Annotated in this window: 15 protein-coding genes and 1 pseudogene; 10 read left to right on the top strand and 6 right to left on the bottom strand. The window is 33.1% G+C overall.

The window, feature by feature from the left end:
• Positions 1-435: 435 nt before the first annotated feature.
• The 8 genes from F6K54_RS14760 to F6K54_RS14725 all read left to right on the top strand — a co-directional run bounded on the left by F6K54_RS14760 (position 436) and on the right by F6K54_RS14725 (position 7,595).
• Complete coding sequence (locus F6K54_RS14760; protein ID WP_293078694.1) at positions 436-1,767, top strand: TrkH family potassium uptake protein; 1,332 nt, start codon at positions 436-438, stop codon at positions 1,765-1,767.
• A gap of 851 nt (positions 1,768-2,618) precedes the next feature.
• Complete coding sequence (locus F6K54_RS14755; RefSeq protein ID WP_293078692.1) at positions 2,619-3,317, top strand: TrkA family potassium uptake protein; 699 nt, start codon at positions 2,619-2,621, stop codon at positions 3,315-3,317.
• A gap of 615 nt (positions 3,318-3,932) precedes the next feature.
• The gene (locus tag F6K54_RS14750) at positions 3,933-4,982 is read left to right on the top strand and encodes a homogentisate phytyltransferase (protein WP_293078690.1); all 1,050 of its coding nucleotides are present in this window, start codon (positions 3,933-3,935) and stop codon (positions 4,980-4,982) included.
• A gap of 903 nt (positions 4,983-5,885) precedes the next feature.
• Positions 5,886-6,038, top strand: coding sequence for a hypothetical protein (locus tag F6K54_RS14745; protein WP_293078688.1), 153 nt, complete (start codon positions 5,886-5,888; stop codon positions 6,036-6,038).
• Between the two features lie 29 nt (positions 6,039-6,067).
• Complete coding sequence (locus F6K54_RS14740; RefSeq protein ID WP_293078686.1) at positions 6,068-6,271, top strand: hypothetical protein; 204 nt, start codon at positions 6,068-6,070, stop codon at positions 6,269-6,271.
• Positions 6,240-6,449, top strand: a complete 210-nt coding sequence (locus tag F6K54_RS14735) for a hypothetical protein (protein ID WP_293078684.1) — start codon at positions 6,240-6,242, stop codon at positions 6,447-6,449. The genes F6K54_RS14740 and F6K54_RS14735 overlap by 32 nt, the downstream gene beginning before the upstream one ends.
• A 35-nt stretch (positions 6,450-6,484) precedes the next feature.
• A complete protein-coding gene (locus F6K54_RS14730; RefSeq protein WP_293078682.1) occupies positions 6,485-7,321 on the top strand; it encodes a hypothetical protein in 837 nt (278 codons plus the stop codon).
• Between the two features lie 64 nt (positions 7,322-7,385).
• Complete coding sequence (locus F6K54_RS14725; protein ID WP_293078680.1) at positions 7,386-7,595, top strand: hypothetical protein; 210 nt, start codon at positions 7,386-7,388, stop codon at positions 7,593-7,595.
• A 126-nt stretch (positions 7,596-7,721) separates the two neighbouring features.
• Here the strand turns inward: F6K54_RS14725 and F6K54_RS14720 are convergent, their stop codons facing one another.
• The 4 genes and pseudogenes from F6K54_RS14720 to F6K54_RS14705 all read right to left on the bottom strand — a co-directional run bounded on the left by F6K54_RS14720 (position 7,722) and on the right by F6K54_RS14705 (position 13,472).
• Positions 7,722-10,925 carry an ABC transporter substrate-binding protein gene (locus F6K54_RS14720; protein ID WP_293078678.1) on the bottom strand — a complete coding sequence of 1,068 codons (3,204 nt, stop codon included), beginning with the start codon at positions 10,923-10,925 and terminating at the stop codon, positions 7,722-7,724.
• 98 nt (positions 10,926-11,023) lie between these two features.
• On the bottom strand, positions 11,024-12,301 hold the full coding sequence (locus F6K54_RS14715; protein ID WP_293078676.1) for an ATP-binding protein: 1,278 nt from the start codon (positions 12,299-12,301) through the stop codon (positions 11,024-11,026).
• A 344-nt stretch (positions 12,302-12,645) separates the two neighbouring features.
• Positions 12,646-12,981, bottom strand: a pseudogene (locus F6K54_RS14710) (XisI protein).
• A 344-nt stretch (positions 12,982-13,325) separates the two neighbouring features.
• Entirely contained in the window at positions 13,326-13,472 is a 147-nt protein-coding gene (locus F6K54_RS14705; RefSeq protein WP_293078674.1) for an element excision factor XisH family protein, read from the bottom strand.
• A 216-nt stretch (positions 13,473-13,688) separates the two neighbouring features.
• Here F6K54_RS14705 and F6K54_RS14700 point away from each other — a divergent pair, with 216 nt between their 5' ends.
• Positions 13,689-14,552, top strand: coding sequence for a competence protein CoiA family protein (locus F6K54_RS14700; protein WP_293078672.1), 864 nt, complete (start codon positions 13,689-13,691; stop codon positions 14,550-14,552).
• Positions 14,553-14,979: 427 nt separating this feature from the next.
• A complete protein-coding gene (gene cobA / locus F6K54_RS14695) occupies positions 14,980-16,557 on the top strand; it encodes a uroporphyrinogen-III C-methyltransferase (RefSeq protein WP_293078670.1) in 1,578 nt (525 codons plus the stop codon).
• A gap of 277 nt (positions 16,558-16,834) precedes the next feature.
• Here cobA and F6K54_RS14690 read toward each other — a convergent pair whose 3' ends face one another.
• Complete coding sequence (locus F6K54_RS14690) at positions 16,835-17,233, bottom strand: DUF2809 domain-containing protein (protein ID WP_293078668.1); 399 nt, start codon at positions 17,231-17,233, stop codon at positions 16,835-16,837.
• A 729-nt stretch (positions 17,234-17,962) separates the two neighbouring features.
• Entirely contained in the window at positions 17,963-18,484 is a 522-nt protein-coding gene (locus F6K54_RS14685; RefSeq protein WP_293078666.1) for a hypothetical protein, read from the bottom strand.
• Positions 18,485-20,221: the final 1,737 nt, after the last annotated feature.

Below are 20,221 nucleotides of genomic sequence, written 5' to 3'. Positions count from 1 at the left end.
GAAAATAAAGAAATTTGCTCTGCAAGTGAAATGATAGTTTTTTTATAACTAATTATCTGGAAATAATATAACACAAAAGTTCAAGGTTAAAAGTTATTTTTTCTCAGGATAAAAGTTGAAGTATTTGTAATTTTAGATGTTAATTTATGCCATTATTAATGGTAAGCATTCAGCTATTAGCTGTCAGCTATCAGCAACAAGAGTATCTCCTTAAGGATAGTGTTTAAATTAACAACTGAGTTTAAAGGCAAGGGAGGCAACTTTTGCAGTAAGACAATTAAATATTGCTTTTATCCTAAACTAAAAGCAATAGCTGATAGCTGATGGCTGACGGCTGAATGCTTACTATTAATGTACATTGCCAGAAGTTATTTGTGATTGAAAGTAAGCATTCCGTAGGAAATGCTTACTAAATATACATACTAAAAATTTGAAATGAGTGTAGCTAGAACTATATGTCAAGGTTTTATTGCTGTTATTATTATTGGTACGATATTACTCATGTTACCTATTTCTGTGAGTAATGGAAATTGGAGTCATCCTGTGACTGCTTTATTTACGGCAACTTCTGCTGTTTGTGTGACTGGACTTTCTGTTGTGAATGTGGGGGAATATTATTCGTTTTGGGGGCAATTATTTCTATTATTATTAGTTCAAGTTGGAGCTTTGGGTTATATGACTGCTACAACTATTCTTTTGTTGTTGTTTGGTCGTAAATTTCGTCTTCGGGAAAAAGTGGCTATTCAGCAATCTTTGGAACAGGTAGGATTGGCTGGTGTAGAACCTTTAATTAAGTCTATTTTGGCTACAACTATTGTGTTTGAATTGACTGGTATTTTGTTGCTTTTATTTGTTTTTGTTCCAAATTATGGGTTTAAAGATGGTTTTTGGTATTCGATTTTTCATAGTATAAATGCTTTTAATAACGCTGGTTTTAGTTTATATGCAGATGGGTTTATTAAATATGCAAAATCTCCGTTACTAAATTTGGTGATTACTGGCTTGATTATATTTGGGGGATTGGGTTATCAAGTGATTATGGAGATATATTTATGGCTGAAAAGTTGTTGGGAAAAAGAGCAAATTTTTCACACTTTTTCTCTACATTTTAAAGTGGTTACTAATACAACTATTTTTTTATTGATTTTTGGTGTTATTACTTTTTTTATTGCTGAATTTAACAATCCTCAGACTCTAGAAAGTTTCAACTTAGGGCAAAAATTAATTGCTGTTTGGTTTCAATCTGTTACTACTAGAACGGCGGGTTTTAATACTATTGATATTGGGCAATTGACTGATGCTGGTTTATTTATCACGATTGTTTTAATGTTTATTGGTGCTAGTCCGGGTAGCACTGGAGGGGGTATTAAAACTACAGCTTTTAGAATATTATTTAACAGTACAAAAGCAGCTTTACAGGGCAGGGAAGAAGTTTTATGTTATCAACGTAAAATTCCAATAATAGTTATTATTAAGGCTATTGGTGTGGTTTTTGCCTCAGCTTCATTAGTGGCGATCGCTACTACTTTAGCTACTTTTGCTGACCCAGAATTAGAGTCAATTCAAGTTTTCTTTGAAGTTGTATCTGCTTTTGCTACAGTCGGTTTATCTACAGGTATTACTTCTAATTTTACAATTCCAGGACAGTTAGTATTGATTTTAACTATGTATATAGGTAGAGTTGGTGTTTTACTATTAGTATCTACTTTTTTTGCTGAACAAAATCCTAGTGCGGTTCAGTATCCGGAGGAAAATTTATTTGTATAATTGTTTGAGTTATAGCGTAAGCATTCAGCTATCAGCAGTCAGCTATCAGCAATTAGTAATTAGGGCTTACTGATTAAATATAAAAGCATTTACTGATATTGGTATTGGCCTTTTTAGGGTAGAAAAAAGTGCGCCTGTTTTAGTCTAAAACGCTTACAAAGTTAGTATTTTAGGCGCATAGTTGGGCAGGACAATCTTGGGAAAATTCTTACTTCTACCCCCTCGCTCATTCCGATTTGTCCTGTCTTCCCCTCCACCGGAGGGGGAGGGGCGAGGGGTGGGTTGTCTCCTGTATCCTGTCTCCTACCCCTACTAAAAGACTTTTTCAGCAAACCCTAATTATTCATTACTTCTAAGGTTTTGTCCTCGGACTCATGACAGTAACTTTTTATTCTTTTTCAATTTCAAAGGTTGTTTTTACCTTCCCCAAAATTAATAGTTTATAGCTAATAACTGACGGCTGAATGCTTACGTTTTTTAAAGGAGATGCTTTAAACCTTAATTATTCGGTAATAGAAAAGAAGAAAAACAACTGCAATTCAGTAACTTGAGAAACGCTATATTGATGCTAAAGTTAAAAACACAGCAAAAAAAACTAAGAGAATAAATTTATTTAGTTAGTTGTGAAAACTTTTTCTCAGCATTGGTAAAATCTGAAAATAAATATTTGGAGGCAACGTTATTTTTACTATTTATAGCAATGTGCGCTGGCATATTTACAAATTACAGGAATTGTCCAATAGCTAAAATTTTATATTATCAGTTTTTTATTCCCCCTATTGCCTGTTGCCTATTGCCTGTTGCCTGCGTGCAGCGCTATACAATATAGAAGCTATAACGTTGAATTTTTAGTGAAATTATCGTCTTGGAATTTTTGGCAAAGTTTAAAATCTGAAACTAAACAATTTGCAGTAATTGGTTTGGGGAGATTTGGTAAAGCAGTATGTTTAACTCTGCATAATTTAGGCTGTGAAGTTTTGGCTATTGATAGAGAAGAAAAAAGAGTAAATCAAGCTTTAACTGACAAAATATGTTCTCATGCTTTAGAGCTTGATGCAACAGAAATTAATGCCATTAAACAAGCTGGTATTTCAGATTTTGATACAGTAATTGTCGCAATTGGTAATTATTTGTCGGAAAGTATTATTACTACTCTAAATCTGAAGGAAGTGGGAGTAAAATTTGTAGTCGCTAAAGCTTCTTCAGAGACTCATGTGAAACTTTTAAACAAGGTTGGAGCAGACTATGTGGTATTTCCAGAGAGAGAAATGGGTTGCGAACTAGCACGATTATTGAGTAAACCTAGAATACTTGATAAATTTGATATAGACCCAGATAATAGTATTGTAGAATTTATTGTACCAGAAAAATTTGATGGTAAAACTATTGCTGATTTAGAACTACGGAATAAATATGGTTTAAATTTACTGGCAGTGAGCGACGGAAGTGAAAAATTTCAAATTAATCCGAAGCCTAGTACAATTTTAAATAAAGGAATAATAATGATTGTACTTGGCTCTAATCAAGATATTAATCGCTTGCCAAATTAATAGGTGCATTCTCAATGCGTGAATAAAGCCAAAAATTTATTGCTTTTAGGCAACAGCTCCGAAAGGCAACAGCTCATCTGGGAATATATAGGAAAAAAGTATTTTTATAAATACTTAGATGCACTCAAATTAATAATTAAATAATTCTGGTTTAAAGCCGACCCTTTTAAGGAGAAAAAAGCGTTCCTTAGCGGAGCTTCCCGAAGGGTGGGATGGATGGGTTTCCTAACCATATCCAATCGACCAAAAGAAGAAATAATATTTCCTTATATTCAATTCCGTAACGGTTAAAACCAGAGGTAATTATCAATTATCCATTATCAATTATCAATTAATGAAAGCGCTTTTCATTTAAGTAGACTACAAAATTATTTTTGGTTAGGGAGTAGGGAGTATAAAAATGCTTTTATTACCAAAAAAAATGTGGTTTAAAGCCTCCTCTTTTAAGGGGATAAAAAGAAAAAAAATCCTTTTAGTCAATCCTCTCCTTTAAAAAAAAATAATTATTAATTATTAATTATTAATTATTAATTATTAATTGTTGAGTGTAGTCTATCTATGTGAAAACCGCTATAAAATAATCGTAAATTCAGAGAAAAATAATTTCAGGTAGTTATGGGAGAAATTTCACAGGATCGGGAACTAAAAATCACAACTAATTTGGTGCAAAAATATTTCCCATGGCTATACAGTTTTTGGAAGTTTGCACGTCCCCATACAATTATTGGCACAACATTAAGTGTATTGGCAATATATCTAATTGCTCTGGGCGATCGCTCTGATTTTTTCAATCAATCTTTTTTCATCTATAGTTTAATTCTGTTATTGGTAACTTGGATAAGTTGTCTATGTGGAAATATTTATATAGTAGGATTGAATCAGTTAGAAGATGTGGAAATAGACCAAATTAATAAACCTCATCTTCCTATAGCTGCTGGTGAATTTTCCCGATTTTCTGGTCAAGTAATTGTGGCAATAATGGGAGTTTTGGCTTTAAGTTTGGCTCTAGTTGGCGGACCTTTTTTATTAGGTACGGTGGGAATAAGTTTAGTAATTGGTACATTTTATTCTTTGCCTCCTATTAGATTAAAAAGATTTCCTTTTTGGGCAGCGTTATGTATTTTTACGGTGCGGGGAGTAATTGTTAATCTAGGTTTATTTTTAAGCTTTGTTTGGGGATTAGAAAAAGTTGAGGAAGTTACAGGAAGTTTGTATGAATGGATAGAAGGAGTAGGTGAAATAATTCTACTCAAAAAAAGCTTGATAATTCCAGAAATTCCTCCCACAGTATGGGCGCTAGCTTTGTTTGTAATAGTCTTCACTTTTGCCATTGCAATTTTTAAGGATATTCCAGATATTGAAGGAGACCGTAAATTTAATATCACTACATTTACAATTAAATTAGGAGCATTCGCTGTCTTTAATTTGGCAAGGTGGGTATTAACAATTTGCTATGTCGGTATGATTATATTGGGTGTAGTTTGGTTGGCAAATATTAATTTTATTTTTTTGGTAATAAGCCATGTATTAGCTTTGGGTATAATGTGGTGGCGTAGTCAAAAAGTAGACCTGCAAGATAAAAGAGCGATCGCTGATTTTTATCAATTTATTTGGAAATTATTTTTCCTAGAATATTTAATTTTTCCTATGGCTTGTCTTTTTTAAGTTAAAAGTCAAAAGTAAAAAGTTAAAAGTAAGAAAGTTGATAATTTTGGTAAGGTACACACATCGCGTCTTTATGTAAGTCAAAAGTAAAAAGTAAAAAGTTAAAAGTAAGAAAGTTGATAATTTTGGTAAGGTACACACATCGCGTCTTTTTTAAGTCAAAAGTCAAAAGTCAAAAGTTAAAAGTAAGAAAGTTGATAATTTTAGTAAGGTACACACATCGCGTCTTTTTTAAGTCAAAAGTCAAAAGTTAAAAGTAAGAAAGTTGATAATTTTGGTAAGGTACACACATCGCGTCTTTTTTAACTCAAAAGTCAAAAGTTAAAAGTAAGAAAATTGATAATTTTGGTAAGGTACACACATCGCGTCTTTTTTAAGTCAAAAGTCAAAAGTCAAAAGTTAAAAGTAAGAAAGTTGATAATTTTAGTAAGGTACACACATCGCGTCTTTTTTAAGTCAAAAGTCAAAAGTTAAAAGTAAGAAAGTTGATAATTTTGGTAAGGTACACACATCGCGTTTTTTGTAAGTCAAAAGTCAAAAGTCAAAAGTTAAAAGTAAGAAAGTTGATAATTTTAGTAAGGTACACACATCGCGTCTTTTTTAAGTCAAAAGTCAAAAGTCAAAAGTTAAAAGTAAGAAAGTTGATAATTTTGGTAAGGTATACAAATCGCGGGCAAGATGCCCGCACTGGGAATATTTAATTTTTAATATCTGTACTTCTTAATGGAAGAGGTTGTCTGAGAAGTCCCATTTACTACATCTAAGCCCCCTAAATACCCCAAAATTGGGGGACTTTTAGAAGTAAATTGACTCTTGTTCCCCCCAAAGTCGGGGGGCTAGGGGGGCAAAATTAAGTATCAAAAAACTTTTCAGACATCCTCTGAGGAATATGCTGTATAAATCATGCAATTACTGATTTTATTTATTGGTGAAAATGAACAATTTGACCAAAATAAACTGATAGATATTGTTAAAAATATCCCAGGAATTGAAAATATAGCGCTGTGCGCAGGCAACAGGCAACAGGCAACAGGCAACAGGCAACAGGGGGAATGAATTGCTGATAATATAAGACTTTTAGCTATTTGGCCCCTCCTGCAATTTGTAAATATACCAGCGCTCATTGCTATATCAGAGAAGGAGAATTTGTCGGTTCTATCCTGGAGTTTGAATTTAGGGAGGAAGCTCACACGGATTATGGCACGGATATGCTCACACGGATTATGGCACGGATATACGGATTAAGAGTCTACCACAGTGCTTCTGAGTGGCGATCGCGAAACTATTAGTATTTCTGGGCTAGGAGATGCTAGTTTAAAAATTGCTTTGTCAATTCAAAAACGCTATCCTCAACCAATTATCGCTGTGGATTCCGATTACTGTTTCGAGCTAGTTTTAGATAAGATAAACTCCCTGGAAAAACTGCGTCAAAAAATCTTAGAGTCGTCTTATCAAACAATCAGTTAAGATTAATGTTTTCAGTAACATCGTGGTAGACAATAATGTACAAAACACAAGCAGCAGATACAACAATAGAAGCTGAAAAAATCTGGTTTGAACTCATAGGTAAAATGCCTATAGAAACCAGAATCATGCAACATCATAGATCGTCTATTCAATCACAACAAATCTGGTGGGATTTATTTAAACAGCAACATAATAATTTAACCAATAAACAACTAAAAATAGAGTATATAAAATTAAAATTAGGAGAGCAATATTGCTCAATAAATAAATTAATTGATAAGGATTTTATGATTGTTTCTGAAATAGATTTAGCTGTCACTCTTGGTGAAATATTAGATAATTTGAACATTCCTTACTATTTAGGTGGTGGTCTTGCTAGTTCCTTCTGGGGAGAACGGAGACAAACAGAAGATGCTGATATTGCAGTAATTTTAGAACCAGAAAAAGTACAACAATTAATAGCAGCTTTAGCAACAGAATTTTATGTAAGTGAAGTTGCTATAGATGATGCTATGAGGGGTAGTACTAATACTTTTAATGTTATTCACATAGCATCAGTAATTAAAGCTGATATCTATCCTATTAAACAATCTAATGATTTTGATTTGTCAGCAATGTCGCGCCGGAAACAAGTACAACTATTTTCTACAAATAAATTGATTTATATTGTTTCCCCTGAAGATATTATTTTACAGAAATTAAGATGGTACAAAATTGCAGATAATTATTCTCAAAAACAATGGCGCGATGTATTAGGAGTTTTAAAAGCTAGACGAAAAATATTGGATTTTGACTATTTGAGACTGTGGAGTAATTATCTAAAATTAACTCCAGAATTAGAAAAAGCTTTTGATGAAACAAACTTGACTTAATATTACTAAACTAGGAAGCTCACACGGATTATGGCACGGATATACGGATTAAGAGTCTACTACAGTGCGTTTGAGTGGCGATCGCGAAACTATTAGCATTTCTGGGTTAGGAGATGCCAGTTTAAAAATTGCTTTGTCAATTCAAAAACGCTATCCTCAAGCAATTATCGCTGTGGATTCAGATTACTGTTTCGAGCTAGTTTTAGATAAGATAAATTCGCTGGAGCAACTGAGTCAAAAAATCTTAGAATCGTCTTATCAAACAGTCAGTTAAGATTAATATTTTGAGTAATATCGCAATGGTTTTTTAATAGTTCCAGTTTTATTATGCAGCAAAAAGTGAAGCTAAATAATGAATACTAAGGACGGTTAGCACGGGAGCAAGATGCTCCCACTATTGTTATTCTACTTGACGAAAATCTAAATCAGAACAACGTGGGTTGGAGGATTCAAAAACTTCAACCATAATAGCTTCACCTTTCCGCTCCCCATCTGGAGAAAACCTAAGATTTCTTCCCGACGTTTTATTAGCTGGAATATTTACGTCTTTAACTTCTTGCAAAACTCTAGATCTAGTAGGATTTTCGCCTGAATTAGACAAAGCAGACAAAGCAGAAATAAAAGCCTGAGTAGCATCATAACTAGCAGCAGTGAGCCAACTAACTTCTCCTCCCCATTGTTCTTTTACCTCAGTAGAAAACTTTTCTGCTTCTGGCGTTCCTTTAAACCATGGTACTACCAAAATTAAACCTTTAACTGCTCGCTCACCTTTGTTTAAAACATCACAATAATAAAGATTATGACTACCAACTAATTTTAATTGTTGTTCTTTTGACTTTTGAAGATTTGTCTGAGCAATTTTAATCGCTGAGTCAACTGTTTCTGAATCTGGGAATAGTATAGCAACCTCAAATTTTGCCTCTATGGCAGACTTAACTGCTAAGTCTAAGGATTGTTGTTTTAAATCTACTTCTCGAATCACCTTGCTAGAGTCGAAGTAAAATTCAAAATATTCTTTTATATTTTTACTAGATGGGCTTTTGTTATTGTAGAATATCACAACTTTTTCTACACCTAAATTTTTAACATATTCAGCTAGTTTTTTACTTAATATCTTATTATCAATCGTTCTAAATAAAATTTCGCTTTTCAATTCCGTACTTGTACTCGTGGGAGAAATAATTGCTAAATTTTCTGCTTCATATACTTCTAATGCCTCCTTGCGGATATTGCCTATAACCCCCAATATAGATTGATTTTTAACTATTTCACGAGCTATTTTGAGAGAAGTTTCAGGGTCATTACTATCATCAGCAATTACAATTTCTAGCAATGTAGGATTTGATGAAAAATATTCTTTTTGGTTAAATATGTATTGTGCCTGAGCAACGCCTCGCAGCATTTCTTTATATTTTTCGCTCTGATCTGCTAATACAATTACTGCTACTGATACAATTACTCCTTGGACTTTAAAATTAGTAGATTTACGAGAAAAGGCATTGTTGTAATAAATCAATGCTTCTGGTTCATTAGGATAATCTTCTACAAGTTGTTCAAAGCATTCAGCAGCTACTGAGTATTTCCCTTTTTGAAATTCTTGATTACAACTGAAAAGCTCGTTATTATAATTTTCTTCATTAGTTTTATCAAATATTGTGTTTTTGCCACTACTAAATCTTTTTTGCTTTTCCTGAACTGATAATTCTGGTGCTGGTTGAAAATTAGGATCTGGTTGAGATTTTAATCCTAAAAAGAAACTAATTCCTCCTATAAGGACAGCAGAGATCCCAATTGCTAAGAAAGTTCTAATTTGCTTAAGCTTTTTGTCCTGAACCTCAAGTAATTTTAGTTGGTTTCTAGCCTTTCTGTTTGTAGGATCAATGCTCAAAACTTTTTCAAAGGGAGCTTTTACTTCGGCCAGAATATCACTATTAGTTACATCTTCTTTTGTGATTAAATAATCACCATAACGAAGCAATGATTGTATGTATTTATCTTTGACAGATCTTGGGTTAATCCTGTAAGCTTGTTCATATAGTTCTGATGCTTCCTTTAATTCTTTATTGTTCAGGCGTGAGTTGGCTAAATCGACCAATAAATTTATATATTCATCTTTAGTAAGTTCGGGGTTTACTTCGCAAGCTCGTTTATATAATTCTGATGCTTTCTGAAATTTATGATCTTCTAGGTATAGCTTAATAGCTCCAAGCAATGAATCTATGTATTCATCTTTTGCACGTTCAGGGTTTACTTTGTAAGCTCGTTCATATAGTTCTGATGCTTTGAGAAATTCTTTGATGTTCAGGTGTAACTCAGCCAAGCGGAATAAAGCACTAAAATGGTTGGGATTAAGTTCTAAAGCTATGTTATAGTGATGTAATTCTTCTTTTATCTTCCCCCGCTCCCGCCATATATTTGCTTTTTTATAGTAGTCACTAGCATCTGACTCAAGCTCCTCAAATTCCCATATACTTGACTCTAGTGGGTAATATTTAACCAACCAATAACGAACAAACTCAACTATAACTTTATACCCATCTTCATCTAAATATTTATTTTCGATCAGATTTTTGGATGCCTGATGCAGATTTCCATGCTCTGTATCTACTCCAAACTCCTTGAGTAACTCTAATGGATTTTGCGAAGGTGACTTATTTTCTTGCCTAGCTTTCTCTTGAGCTTTTGCTGCTGCTGAGAATACAATTCTTTCTGAAATCGGCAATCCTTTCCGAAACGGGATCAACCCAGGTTCAAGAAGCTCAATAGTACGGTCTATAACTTGGTTTACATCTTCAGGGAGAATCTCAGTTGTGTCGTTTTCCCGTGCTTGTGTAAATAGAGTGTAGCATATACCTTGTGTAAAATAGGGGTGACACTCTGAGAGTTTTATGATTTTCTTTATTGCTTCTTTATGATATTTTAGTGACTCTCGAGCAGGATTTTTAATCAGCATTTCAATACTTGACTGGTATAATAACCCTATTCTCTTTTGAGGTGCCGCCGTAAACAAGTTTTTCTGTAGTTTTGGCATATCATCTAGTCGCCTACCTACAACTGGAATGATAAAAAGTCGCTCCTCGTAAGATATAATTGATTTCAAATATCGAAAGAAATCTTCAAATTCTGATTGAGAATTTTTGCCCTCTAATACATCAAACTCGTCCAGTAATAATACTAATTTTTTGTTACCTAATTTCTCATATACTTGCTCCAAGAATTCCCTAAATTTAACTCCATCTTGTTTTAAATCTAGTTCTAAATTATCCAGGAAAGGTAAATCGATTGCATCAGGATTGTCTATAAGTTGTTCAACAATTTCGTTAGCAAGTTCATGGACTACTTCACGCAATGACCATTGGCTTTTATGTTGAAAATCTGATAGAACAAAAACAAACTCATCACCCAATTTGACCTTATTAGGAATATGCCATAATACAGAGGATTTACCTATACGCCTTTGACCATGGAGCAGAATAACTTGTTCATTATTTTTCAAGTTATCTTTAATAAATTCAAACAGACTTTCTCGACCGAAAAATAATTCTGGTTCATCAATACGACGACCAACAACGTAAGGATTTCGTCTTTTTCTGGAATAATTCATATTAATTGTCAATTCCTTAAGAACTATATCTTTCCTGATTTTTTGAAGATGTCTAATGAAAGTGTCAGTTCACTACAAAATGTCTAATGAAAAAAAATTTATGCCAAGTATGGTGCTAGCTTACCAACCCATTTGGCAATAGATTTAATTGCCTCTTTATTTTCTGACAAATAGTTAATTACATCTTTAACTTTGTCTACTTGTTTACGACTCATAAAATTAAGAAAGACAATCTCTCTTTGTTTGAGTATTTCTGTATTAGTATTTTCAATCTCTTTAATTACCCACCACTCCATTATTGTGGAAGTAAATGAATAATTTGTGTTTTCTTGTTCTAAAGTTCGTTGAATCACATATCGTTCTTCTAAATCATTTAATTCTCGTTCTTTCTGGCTGAAAATAGTACTAATATCACTCAAATCATAGCGCGTTTTTTGTACGCGGCCTTTCAATTGATACAGTGCTATTAACATTAATAACGCCTGCTCTAATTCATTAGCAAGTTGCCATGTATCTTGAAAAAAATGTTCTGTTGCTTCTACAAACTCCTTGGCAAATATCTCAGCATTAAGCGTTTCTCCAGAGCGTCTTTTGCTATACAAAAGAAACCCAATATTTTGTAGTAAAGCTGGATTTCCACCTGCAATTTCTTCAATTCCATCTCGTATTTCTCGTGTCATTGGCATTCCACTAAGCACAATGCCTATTTCTTTGTCATTGAGTGGCTTTAATCGTTGAAATCCAAAATGATTGTACCAAGGAGATCCATCTGCTGTAAGACTAGGACCTTTTTCATTCAGGCGTCGCAATGAAGTCACAATCATTGAGAGGTATTTTCTTTCTTCCGAGTGATTCGCCAAATGACGACATTCAGTCAAAAATATTTCTATATCAGTTTCAGTATACCGAGAGTCAGAGTTAAGAGTAGCATCATAATCATCTAAAAGTAGGACTAAAAATTTGTTTTGCTCACCTATTTTTCTCAAAATATAGCGTAGATGTTCTTTAGTTGATTTGGGCTTTTGCAGTGATTTTTTTGTAAGTTGTACGATAGAATCATCTTTAGTTTTTTCTCCAATTGAATAAATAATTTTCCGCCAGAAAGTTGCAGCAATAAAAGGCTTAATTTCTAGACAATTTAGATAAACAATTATGGCTTCAGATGGATTTATATCTTGTGACTGCCAGACTTGCTCAGATTTCAGCAAGTTTAGGAAAGAAGTCTTTCCCATACCAGGGCCACCCCAAATAGCCAAATTACTGCGGTTATATATTTGGTCAAACGCTATATCTATTAAACCTTGGTGTCCTACAAAACTTTCTGGATCAACTGGCTGGCCAATGGTGAAAGGATTTCTTTTTCTGTCTTTACTCATAATTTAAGGAATAAAGGATTTATATAATGTCCAAATAATATAGTTATATGTTTGTGGCTTAAGCAATTTCTATTATAAATGACTAAAACTAATACTATGCTTAGGTGACACTTCAATTATTAAGTAATTAATAGAGGCAGATTAACGAAGTCAGAAGTTAACCCACCCCTAACCCCTCCCAGGAGGGGATTTGAGCGCTGATTAAATCTAAAAGCACTGACATATAAAAGTAATATCATGTCCGGTAGCATCGTTTGTGTATAGAATTAAGTTTCAATTGACAGAAACCCTTCTGCCCTCTTCCTTCCTTTCTACACTCTTTTTATACATGGATATTGCCTAATTTATTTAATGCCAAAACCTGTGTATTTTCTTACCTCTGGTTCGTGGAAACCCAAGACAATATCTTTTTTTGGAATACTCCCTTCTACCAATTCATCAGCAATCCCATCTTCGGTGTTGTCGCACTAAATCCAAACTTGATTATCTATAATTTCAACATGAATTAGACAACTATGAAAATGTTTTTGCTCTATCCATCCTTCTGAAATAATCACATATTGCCCATTTTTATTGTCAAAAGCAGCACGATTTTTAATCGGAAAATTGGCATATTTAATCTCAACATAAGGCTGCATAACTTGACAGATAATCATCTGATAATTTCCTAATTTATCCATTGTGTAATTTCCTCATTTTCGGGGGTTGAAAATAATTAGTTTTAAGCTGTTATCCTCTAGCAACATTTTACCGAAAAATTGTGGTTTAAAACCTGCCTTTTTAAGGGGATAATAAAGAAAAAAATTCATTATTAGTCAATCCTCTTCTTTTCAAGGAGAGATAATTATTAATTATTCATTATTCATTATTAATTGTTGAACGATTTCTAAAGTGAATAATCTTTCAAAAACTGCTTGTATGATTGCTATATAGAGTACTCTTTCAGAACGGACATATTTGATAACTTTGTAATAACCAAAAAATAAGGTCTCCTGCCTTTCCAGAGGATAAAAAAAAATCAAATTCAATATTTCAATCCCAATACTTTCTTGCGGAATGCTGCGCAAACAGGCAAAGGTACTGATAACTGATAACTGATAACTGAAATTACCCATTCATCTTTAATTAGTGCTTTTTTAACGCATTCGTGGTAAATATCTTTGGCTGGCATTTTTAAGAATAAATAATAACTATAATTATATCTAAGACGTTATAATTTTGGTTGACAATAATAATTGTCTTTGCTTAAGTCTTTTCACAATTCAGAGTCAGATTAATCTATTAAGATGAATCTATTAATAGGAAAAGTATATATTGTTGGAGTTAGACCTGGAAGTAAAGAATATTTGACTGTCAAAGTACATTCCCTAATTACTCGAATAGAAAAATGCCATTAAGAGCTATCTTAGATAATCAAGAATTATTAGCCCCACTATTATCTGATGAGCAATGGGAAGAATTAAAACGTAAAAAAGTTCAAGTTATTTTACCTTGTTGTGAAGGAAGAGGACATTTAAGAACTTCAAAATTGGGAACTAAGCATTTTGCTCATAATAAGAAAGATGGATGTAATTCTAAATTAGAAACATGGCAACATCTTTTGTGCAAAACAGAAATTGCTAAAGTCTGTAAAACTATGGGTTACGATGTTAAAACTGAAGCAAGTGGATTAGATTGGAGAGCTTATGTTTTAGCTACTAAGCAGGTAAAAAATCAATTAGTTAAACTTGCTTTTGAAGTTCAATGGAGTCCTCAAACTTTAGAAGAAACTGAACAATGTCAACAAAAATATATCAGAGATGGGATTCGCTGTTTTTGGTTATTTAAGAAGTTACCAACATCTGAAGCAAGACAAGATATACCTATGTTTCAATTACAGTTTGACGCTTCTAAAAATCCTACGGTAATTCCTGATAACAACATCTATCTTTTAAAGAATTTTATTACTGAAATTTTATCTTGTCATTTTAAATTTTCTCAGTTTTACCGATATAAAAAACAGCAAAATATTAAAATCAGATTTTTTCCTGTTAATTGTTGGAAATGTGGCGGAAAATATTATATTTATCACGTTCACAATGAGTCTTATGAAACTGTATGTGGCTCTAATTTTAATTTAACAGACAAAATTATAGGTAAACCTCAATTTCTCCCTGAAATTGTAAGTAAAGCTTATGAATGCTTAAAGACTGAAAAAGCTAAACGTCAAAATATGAAAATGGGCAAAATTAAATCTCGCTATATTCAATAATTGATAATTGATAATGGATAATTGATGATTACCTATCCCTAAAAGGAAGAGGATGGAATAAAAGGAAAAAATTTATTCTCTTGGTCGATTGGATATGGCGAGGAAACCTCGCCATCCCTCGACCGCTTTTTTCACCTTTCAAGGGGAGCCTTTAAACCTGAATTATTGAATTATTGAATTATTAATTATTCGGTAAAAAAATTGGAAACTCATACACTTCATTTGGTTGTCCTTATTGTGATGCAATATTAGATAATCATTATTTTGACAAAATTTGCGAGGTTGAGTATGGATATATTCAACATATTGATTTTGAAACAACTGTTAATATCTGTTCTGAAAAACTAAATATTCCTCATTGGTGCTATTCTCTAACTAAAGATTTTTGTTGCAACTACTAATTTAGATTTACTTAACTCATATAAACATGACTAAATTACTAAGAAAAGTATATATTGTTGGAGCTGGGCCTGGAAGTAAAGAATATTTGACTGTCAAAGCACATTCTCTAATTACTCAAGCTGAAGTGTTAATTTATGATGCCTTAGTTGATGACTCAATTCTAAAATTAGCACCAGAAAATTGTTTAAAAATAGAGATGGGTAAACGTGGTGGTAAACCCAGTATGTCTCAGTCAGAAATTAATAGTTTGTTAGTAGAAAAATGTGGTTTAGGCAAACAAGTAATTAGACTAAAAGGAGGAGATCCTTTTATTTTTGGTCGTGCTGCTTCAGAAATTCAAGCATTAATTGAAGCTGGTTGTGAATTTGAAGTTGTTCCAGGAATTTCTTCTGTATTAGCTGCACCTTTACTAGCAAATATTCCTCTGACAGATGCAGTAATGAGTAGAGCTTTTGTCGTCTTGACTGCTCACGATATAGAAGCATTAGATTGGGAAAGAATTTCTCAGATTGAAACTCTAGTAATTTTAATGGGGGCACGAAATTTAGATGAAATTGTGCGTCAGTTATTAAGGCATAAAAGAACATCTCAAACTCCTGTGGCAATTATTCAAAATTGTGCTACTCCAGAACAACAAATTTGGGTTGGTAGTTTAGGGGATATTGTTCAAAAAACATACACTGAATATTTGTCCCCTTGTGTGATAATAGTAGGAGAAGTAGTCAGATTACGAGATTATTTAAAATCTCCAAATAATATGGTTAGAGAAAATTCAGTAGCAAAAACTGAAATAGCGCCTTTAGCAAATAAAACTGTTTTAGTGACTCGTGCCGCAGGCCAATCTAGTAAGTTTAGCGATCGCTTACAAAAGGCAGGAGCAAAAGTAATTGAAATGCCTGCTTTGGTGATTACTCCTCCTTCAAGTTGGCATGATTTAGATGTGGCTATTAATAATATAGATAGTTTTGATTGGTTAATTTTGACTTCTACAAATGGGGTAGATTACTTTTTTGAAAGATTGGCAGAGAAAGGTAAAGATAGTCGTGCTTTATCTGGTGTAAAAATAGCAGTTGTTGGTAAAAAAACTTCGGGAAGTTTGAATGCTCGTGGTTTGAAAGCAGATTTTATTCCACCTAATTTTGTTGCTGATTCTTTAGTGGTAAATTTCCCTGAAAATTTAAGTGGAAAAAAGGTTTTATTTCCTAGAGTAGAGACTGGTGGTAGGGAAGTATTAGTGAATGAGTTAAGTAGTAAAGGTGCGGAGGTAATAGAAGTAGCTGCTTATGAGTCTAGTTGTCCAGAAAATATTCTACCGGAAGCTTTATTAGCACTACAAAATCGTCAGATAGATATTATGACTTTTGCTAGTTCTAAAACGGTACGAAATTTTTGTTATTTAACGACTGAAAATAAAGATAATTTACCGCAAGATTGGTTAGAAAATATTTGTATTGCTTCTATCGGACCTCAAACTTCTCAAAGTTGTCAAAGTTTGTTAGGTAGGGTAGATGTGGAAGCTCAAGAATATACTTTGGATGGGTTAACTGAAGCTATTATTAAGTGGGTAGGAATTCAAAGTCAAAAGTCAAAAGTCAAAAGTTAAAAGTAAGAAAAAATGAGTTATAAGTCAAAAGTTAAAAGTAAGAAGTCAGACGTTATTTTTGTAACGGGGATTTGAGCAAGGCTCCAAAAATATTGCGCTTTAAAAGGCGGGGTTTTATACCAATTCCCAAAAGTATTGCTATACTTGGGCAATACTTTAGTTGTCAACTAATTAGCACAAGCAAAATCACTTTTTTGCTAATTTCAGCTAAGTTAATGTTGATTATTCTTATGTTTGCTACTCCCCTACTCCCCTACTCCCCTACTCCCCCACTCCCCTACTCCTGACTTCTCTCATCATAAAACTTGAAGTAACGTAAAAATATCCAAGTCAATGTACAACCTAATATATAGTACAAAAAATCCCACCAGACAAAAGTATTCCCTAACAACAGTCTACCAATTAAAGTTGCTCGAATAGTTTGTAAAAAAGGTGGTTTCCATAACTGCATAAATTCTAGAAAACAGGTGACAATAAATACCCAAAAAGCCACTAAACCTGGTTTAAGTCGAGGTCGAATAAAAATCACTAAAAAAATCCAGAATGCTTCATAAAAAATTGAACTAAAAGAATTATTTACCCATTCCGAAAATAGTCCTTCATAAAATTTAGTTGCAAAACCTAAAATTACAGTAAATATCAAACAAACTATAATTTTAATTCTATATTTTTTCATCTTTATCAGAAAAATTATATGAAATATAAAAAAGAATGCTACGAATAATTTTCCTCCTTAAAAGACTTTATTTAAGGCTTGCTGATTAAATCTAAAAGCATTGACATATTAAAGAAAAGTACCTTTTTGGGGTCGAATTGCAGTGTGCCTGTTTCAGCTCTTCATGCTCATGCGTGGAGCGTATTTTAGGCGCATAGTTGGGCAGAAAAATCATTCTGACAATTCTTACCAAATAATTAGGGTTTGCTGAAAAAGTATGAGTGGTGAGGGCAGGAGCCAGAATCCAGCAATCCTGCAATTCAGGAGGAATGGGAATTATAGAACAGGTCGTCAAAATATCATCCCTTGATTTTCTGCCCCTCGAAATGTCCAAAATCCTAACTTTTTGACCATGAAGAGCTGAAAACCAAGGTATTTCAGACATAAAAAGGCACTTATATCATATCCGGATATATCAGTTATAAAAAAAACATTACCCCTTTAACCTTTTCTTCCCTCCTGCCTTCTGCCTTCTGCCTTCTGCCTTCTGCCTTCCTTCCTCCAAAGTGTAAGTATTCAGCCGGACATCATATTACCAATATCAGTCAAAACTTTCATATTTAATCAGCAAGCCCTAATTAAGGTTTAAAGCCTCTCCAATTATTAATAATTAATTATTAATTATTAATTATTAATTATTAATTATTAAATCCTGTCTCCTACCTCTACTAAAAGACTTTTTCAGCTAGATCAATATGGTGAAGGTATACAAGAATAAGTCAACAGCCACCTAGTATAACCTTGTTGATAGGCATCAAGATAAATTAACTGCTCTCTTAATTCTTCTAACCCTAATCTATTCATACCTGCTTCTGGAAATTCATTCAGTCCTGTTTGTGCCATCAAACAACCATCTTTAAATGCAATAACTTGTAGCTCATGTTCATTCTTATTAATACTTATGTACTCGCCTAAATCTATTTCAAATTGAGTATAGCCTTGTAGATAAGCATCTGCATAAATATTATTTTCAATTGTTTCTGCTATGTTTAAATTTTCAAATTCTGCGTTTATTGATGGCTCTAAACCAGATTTAGACCTTTGATAACCATCAATAAATCCCTTTCTCTCTAGTTTATTTCTCAGCTCTGGAGAAATAATATTACTTCTAATTTCTCCAGCAAAAACTACGGGATTTAGAACTATTACAGAACCTAAAAGTAGAAAGATTTTTATGAAAATAATAAAAAATTTATACAATTCATTTTGCATTTTTATTTCTGCGTGAGATAAATTCCAATAAAAGAAGGTTACAAAATTGTTTTTATAGACATAGGGAGAACAGGAAACAAGTATTTGTTGCTAAATAAATACAGCATATTTCAGGCTTATGAAGTACAGTAATATAATGTCTGAATAATAGAGTTAGAAAAACAACTTTTTCCCCTCTTCCTTCCTCTTTTCTATTGTAACTCGCTAATCTGGTAGCTCCCCTACCTATAAGTCCCCCAATCCAATGCCTACCTTAGCTTTATAGCTATTTATAATTATTCAACCAGGCATAATACCAATTTGATAAATTTTTGCGACAAATAGCTTAGGATATTTCTTAGGAGTCAAGAGTCAGGAGTCAGAAGTCGTATGGGAATGGCTTTAATATTTAAGTTGTAATATTTTGGTGGTAGTTAGCAGTCCGGAGTCCGGAGTCAGAATCTGAAAGATCTTCAGTTCAAATTAACTATGATAAAAATTGCCACAACCAATTTAGGATTGCTATAGAGAGTATTGAAATTGGAAAAATTTTCGTTCTCTGAGTTTTAAGTTTTTGATATGTCCGCGCCCTTTTTTTCCACTGCTATGACAACAATTCGTCAACCAGTTTTAAAAAGACTGGGTATTTATTAAATTAAGGAATTTACCTCATTTACTTCCAATTTTCTGTATTTATTCCAATAGTATTATATGACGAGCAAAGATTGTTTGAATAGAACATAAATATCAGGGATAAAATAATGATTTTTTTGGGTGGATCTCAGTTTTTAAGGGTGCATCTCAATGCGTGAATAAAGCAAAAAAATTATCGCTTTTAGGGAACAGGGAACAGGAAACAGGGAACAGGGAATATATAGGAAAAAAGTATTTTTGCTTGCTATGAGATACACCCGTTTTGAAGAAAGCCAAAAATTTATCGCTTTTAAGGAATAGGGAATAGAAAAAAAGTATTTTTGTACATATGAGGTGAACCCATTTTTTTAATAATTACCGGGATAAAATGAAGAACTATTTAGGGTTTGCTGAAAAAGTCTTATGGTTCATTAATTGATAATGGATAATGGATAATGGATAATTACCTCTGGTTAAAACCGTTACGGAATTGAATATAAGGAAATATTATTTATTTTTTTCCCCTTGAAAGGGGAGGCTTTTAACCAGAATTATTTAATTAATAATTATATTATTAATTATTAATTATTCGGTAAGGGTAGGAAACAGGAGACAGGAGACAGGAGAAATGGGTACTTATAGAAGGTAGGAGCTAAGTTTTGTCCCAAGATATTTCTGCCCAACTATGCGCCTAAAATACTAACTTTTTGAGCATTTTAGACTGAAATAGGCGCACTTTTTTCGACCCAAAAAAGGCACTTGTCTTTATATGTCAATGCTTTTAGATTTAATCAGCAAGCCCTATTTACTCAAATTCTCTTCTACAAATAATTAGGGTTTGCTGAAAAAGTCTCATGGTGATGATAGGCAACAGGCAACAGCTCCGAAAGGCAACAGTTTAGACTATCTGCTACGGCTAAATTTTCTGAGACTCAGGGGAAAAGTATTAGTATTTTGAGGCTACAACAGCCAAAAACTTTGCACTTTTTCAGCAATATTTAGGGTTTGCTGAAAAAGTCTTATGGGTGAGGGTAGGAGACAGGAGACAACCCACCCCTAGCCCCTCCCAGGAGGGGGAGACAGGAGAAATGGGTACTTATAGAAGGTAGGAGCTAAGTTTTGTAA

This window comes from Okeania sp. SIO3B5 (assembly GCF_010692555.1).
Taxonomy (GTDB): Bacteria; Cyanobacteriota; Cyanobacteriia; order Cyanobacteriales; family Microcoleaceae; genus Okeania.
Note: the sequence above shows the minus strand (reverse complement) of the source record. Positions and strands in the feature narration are given on the sequence as shown.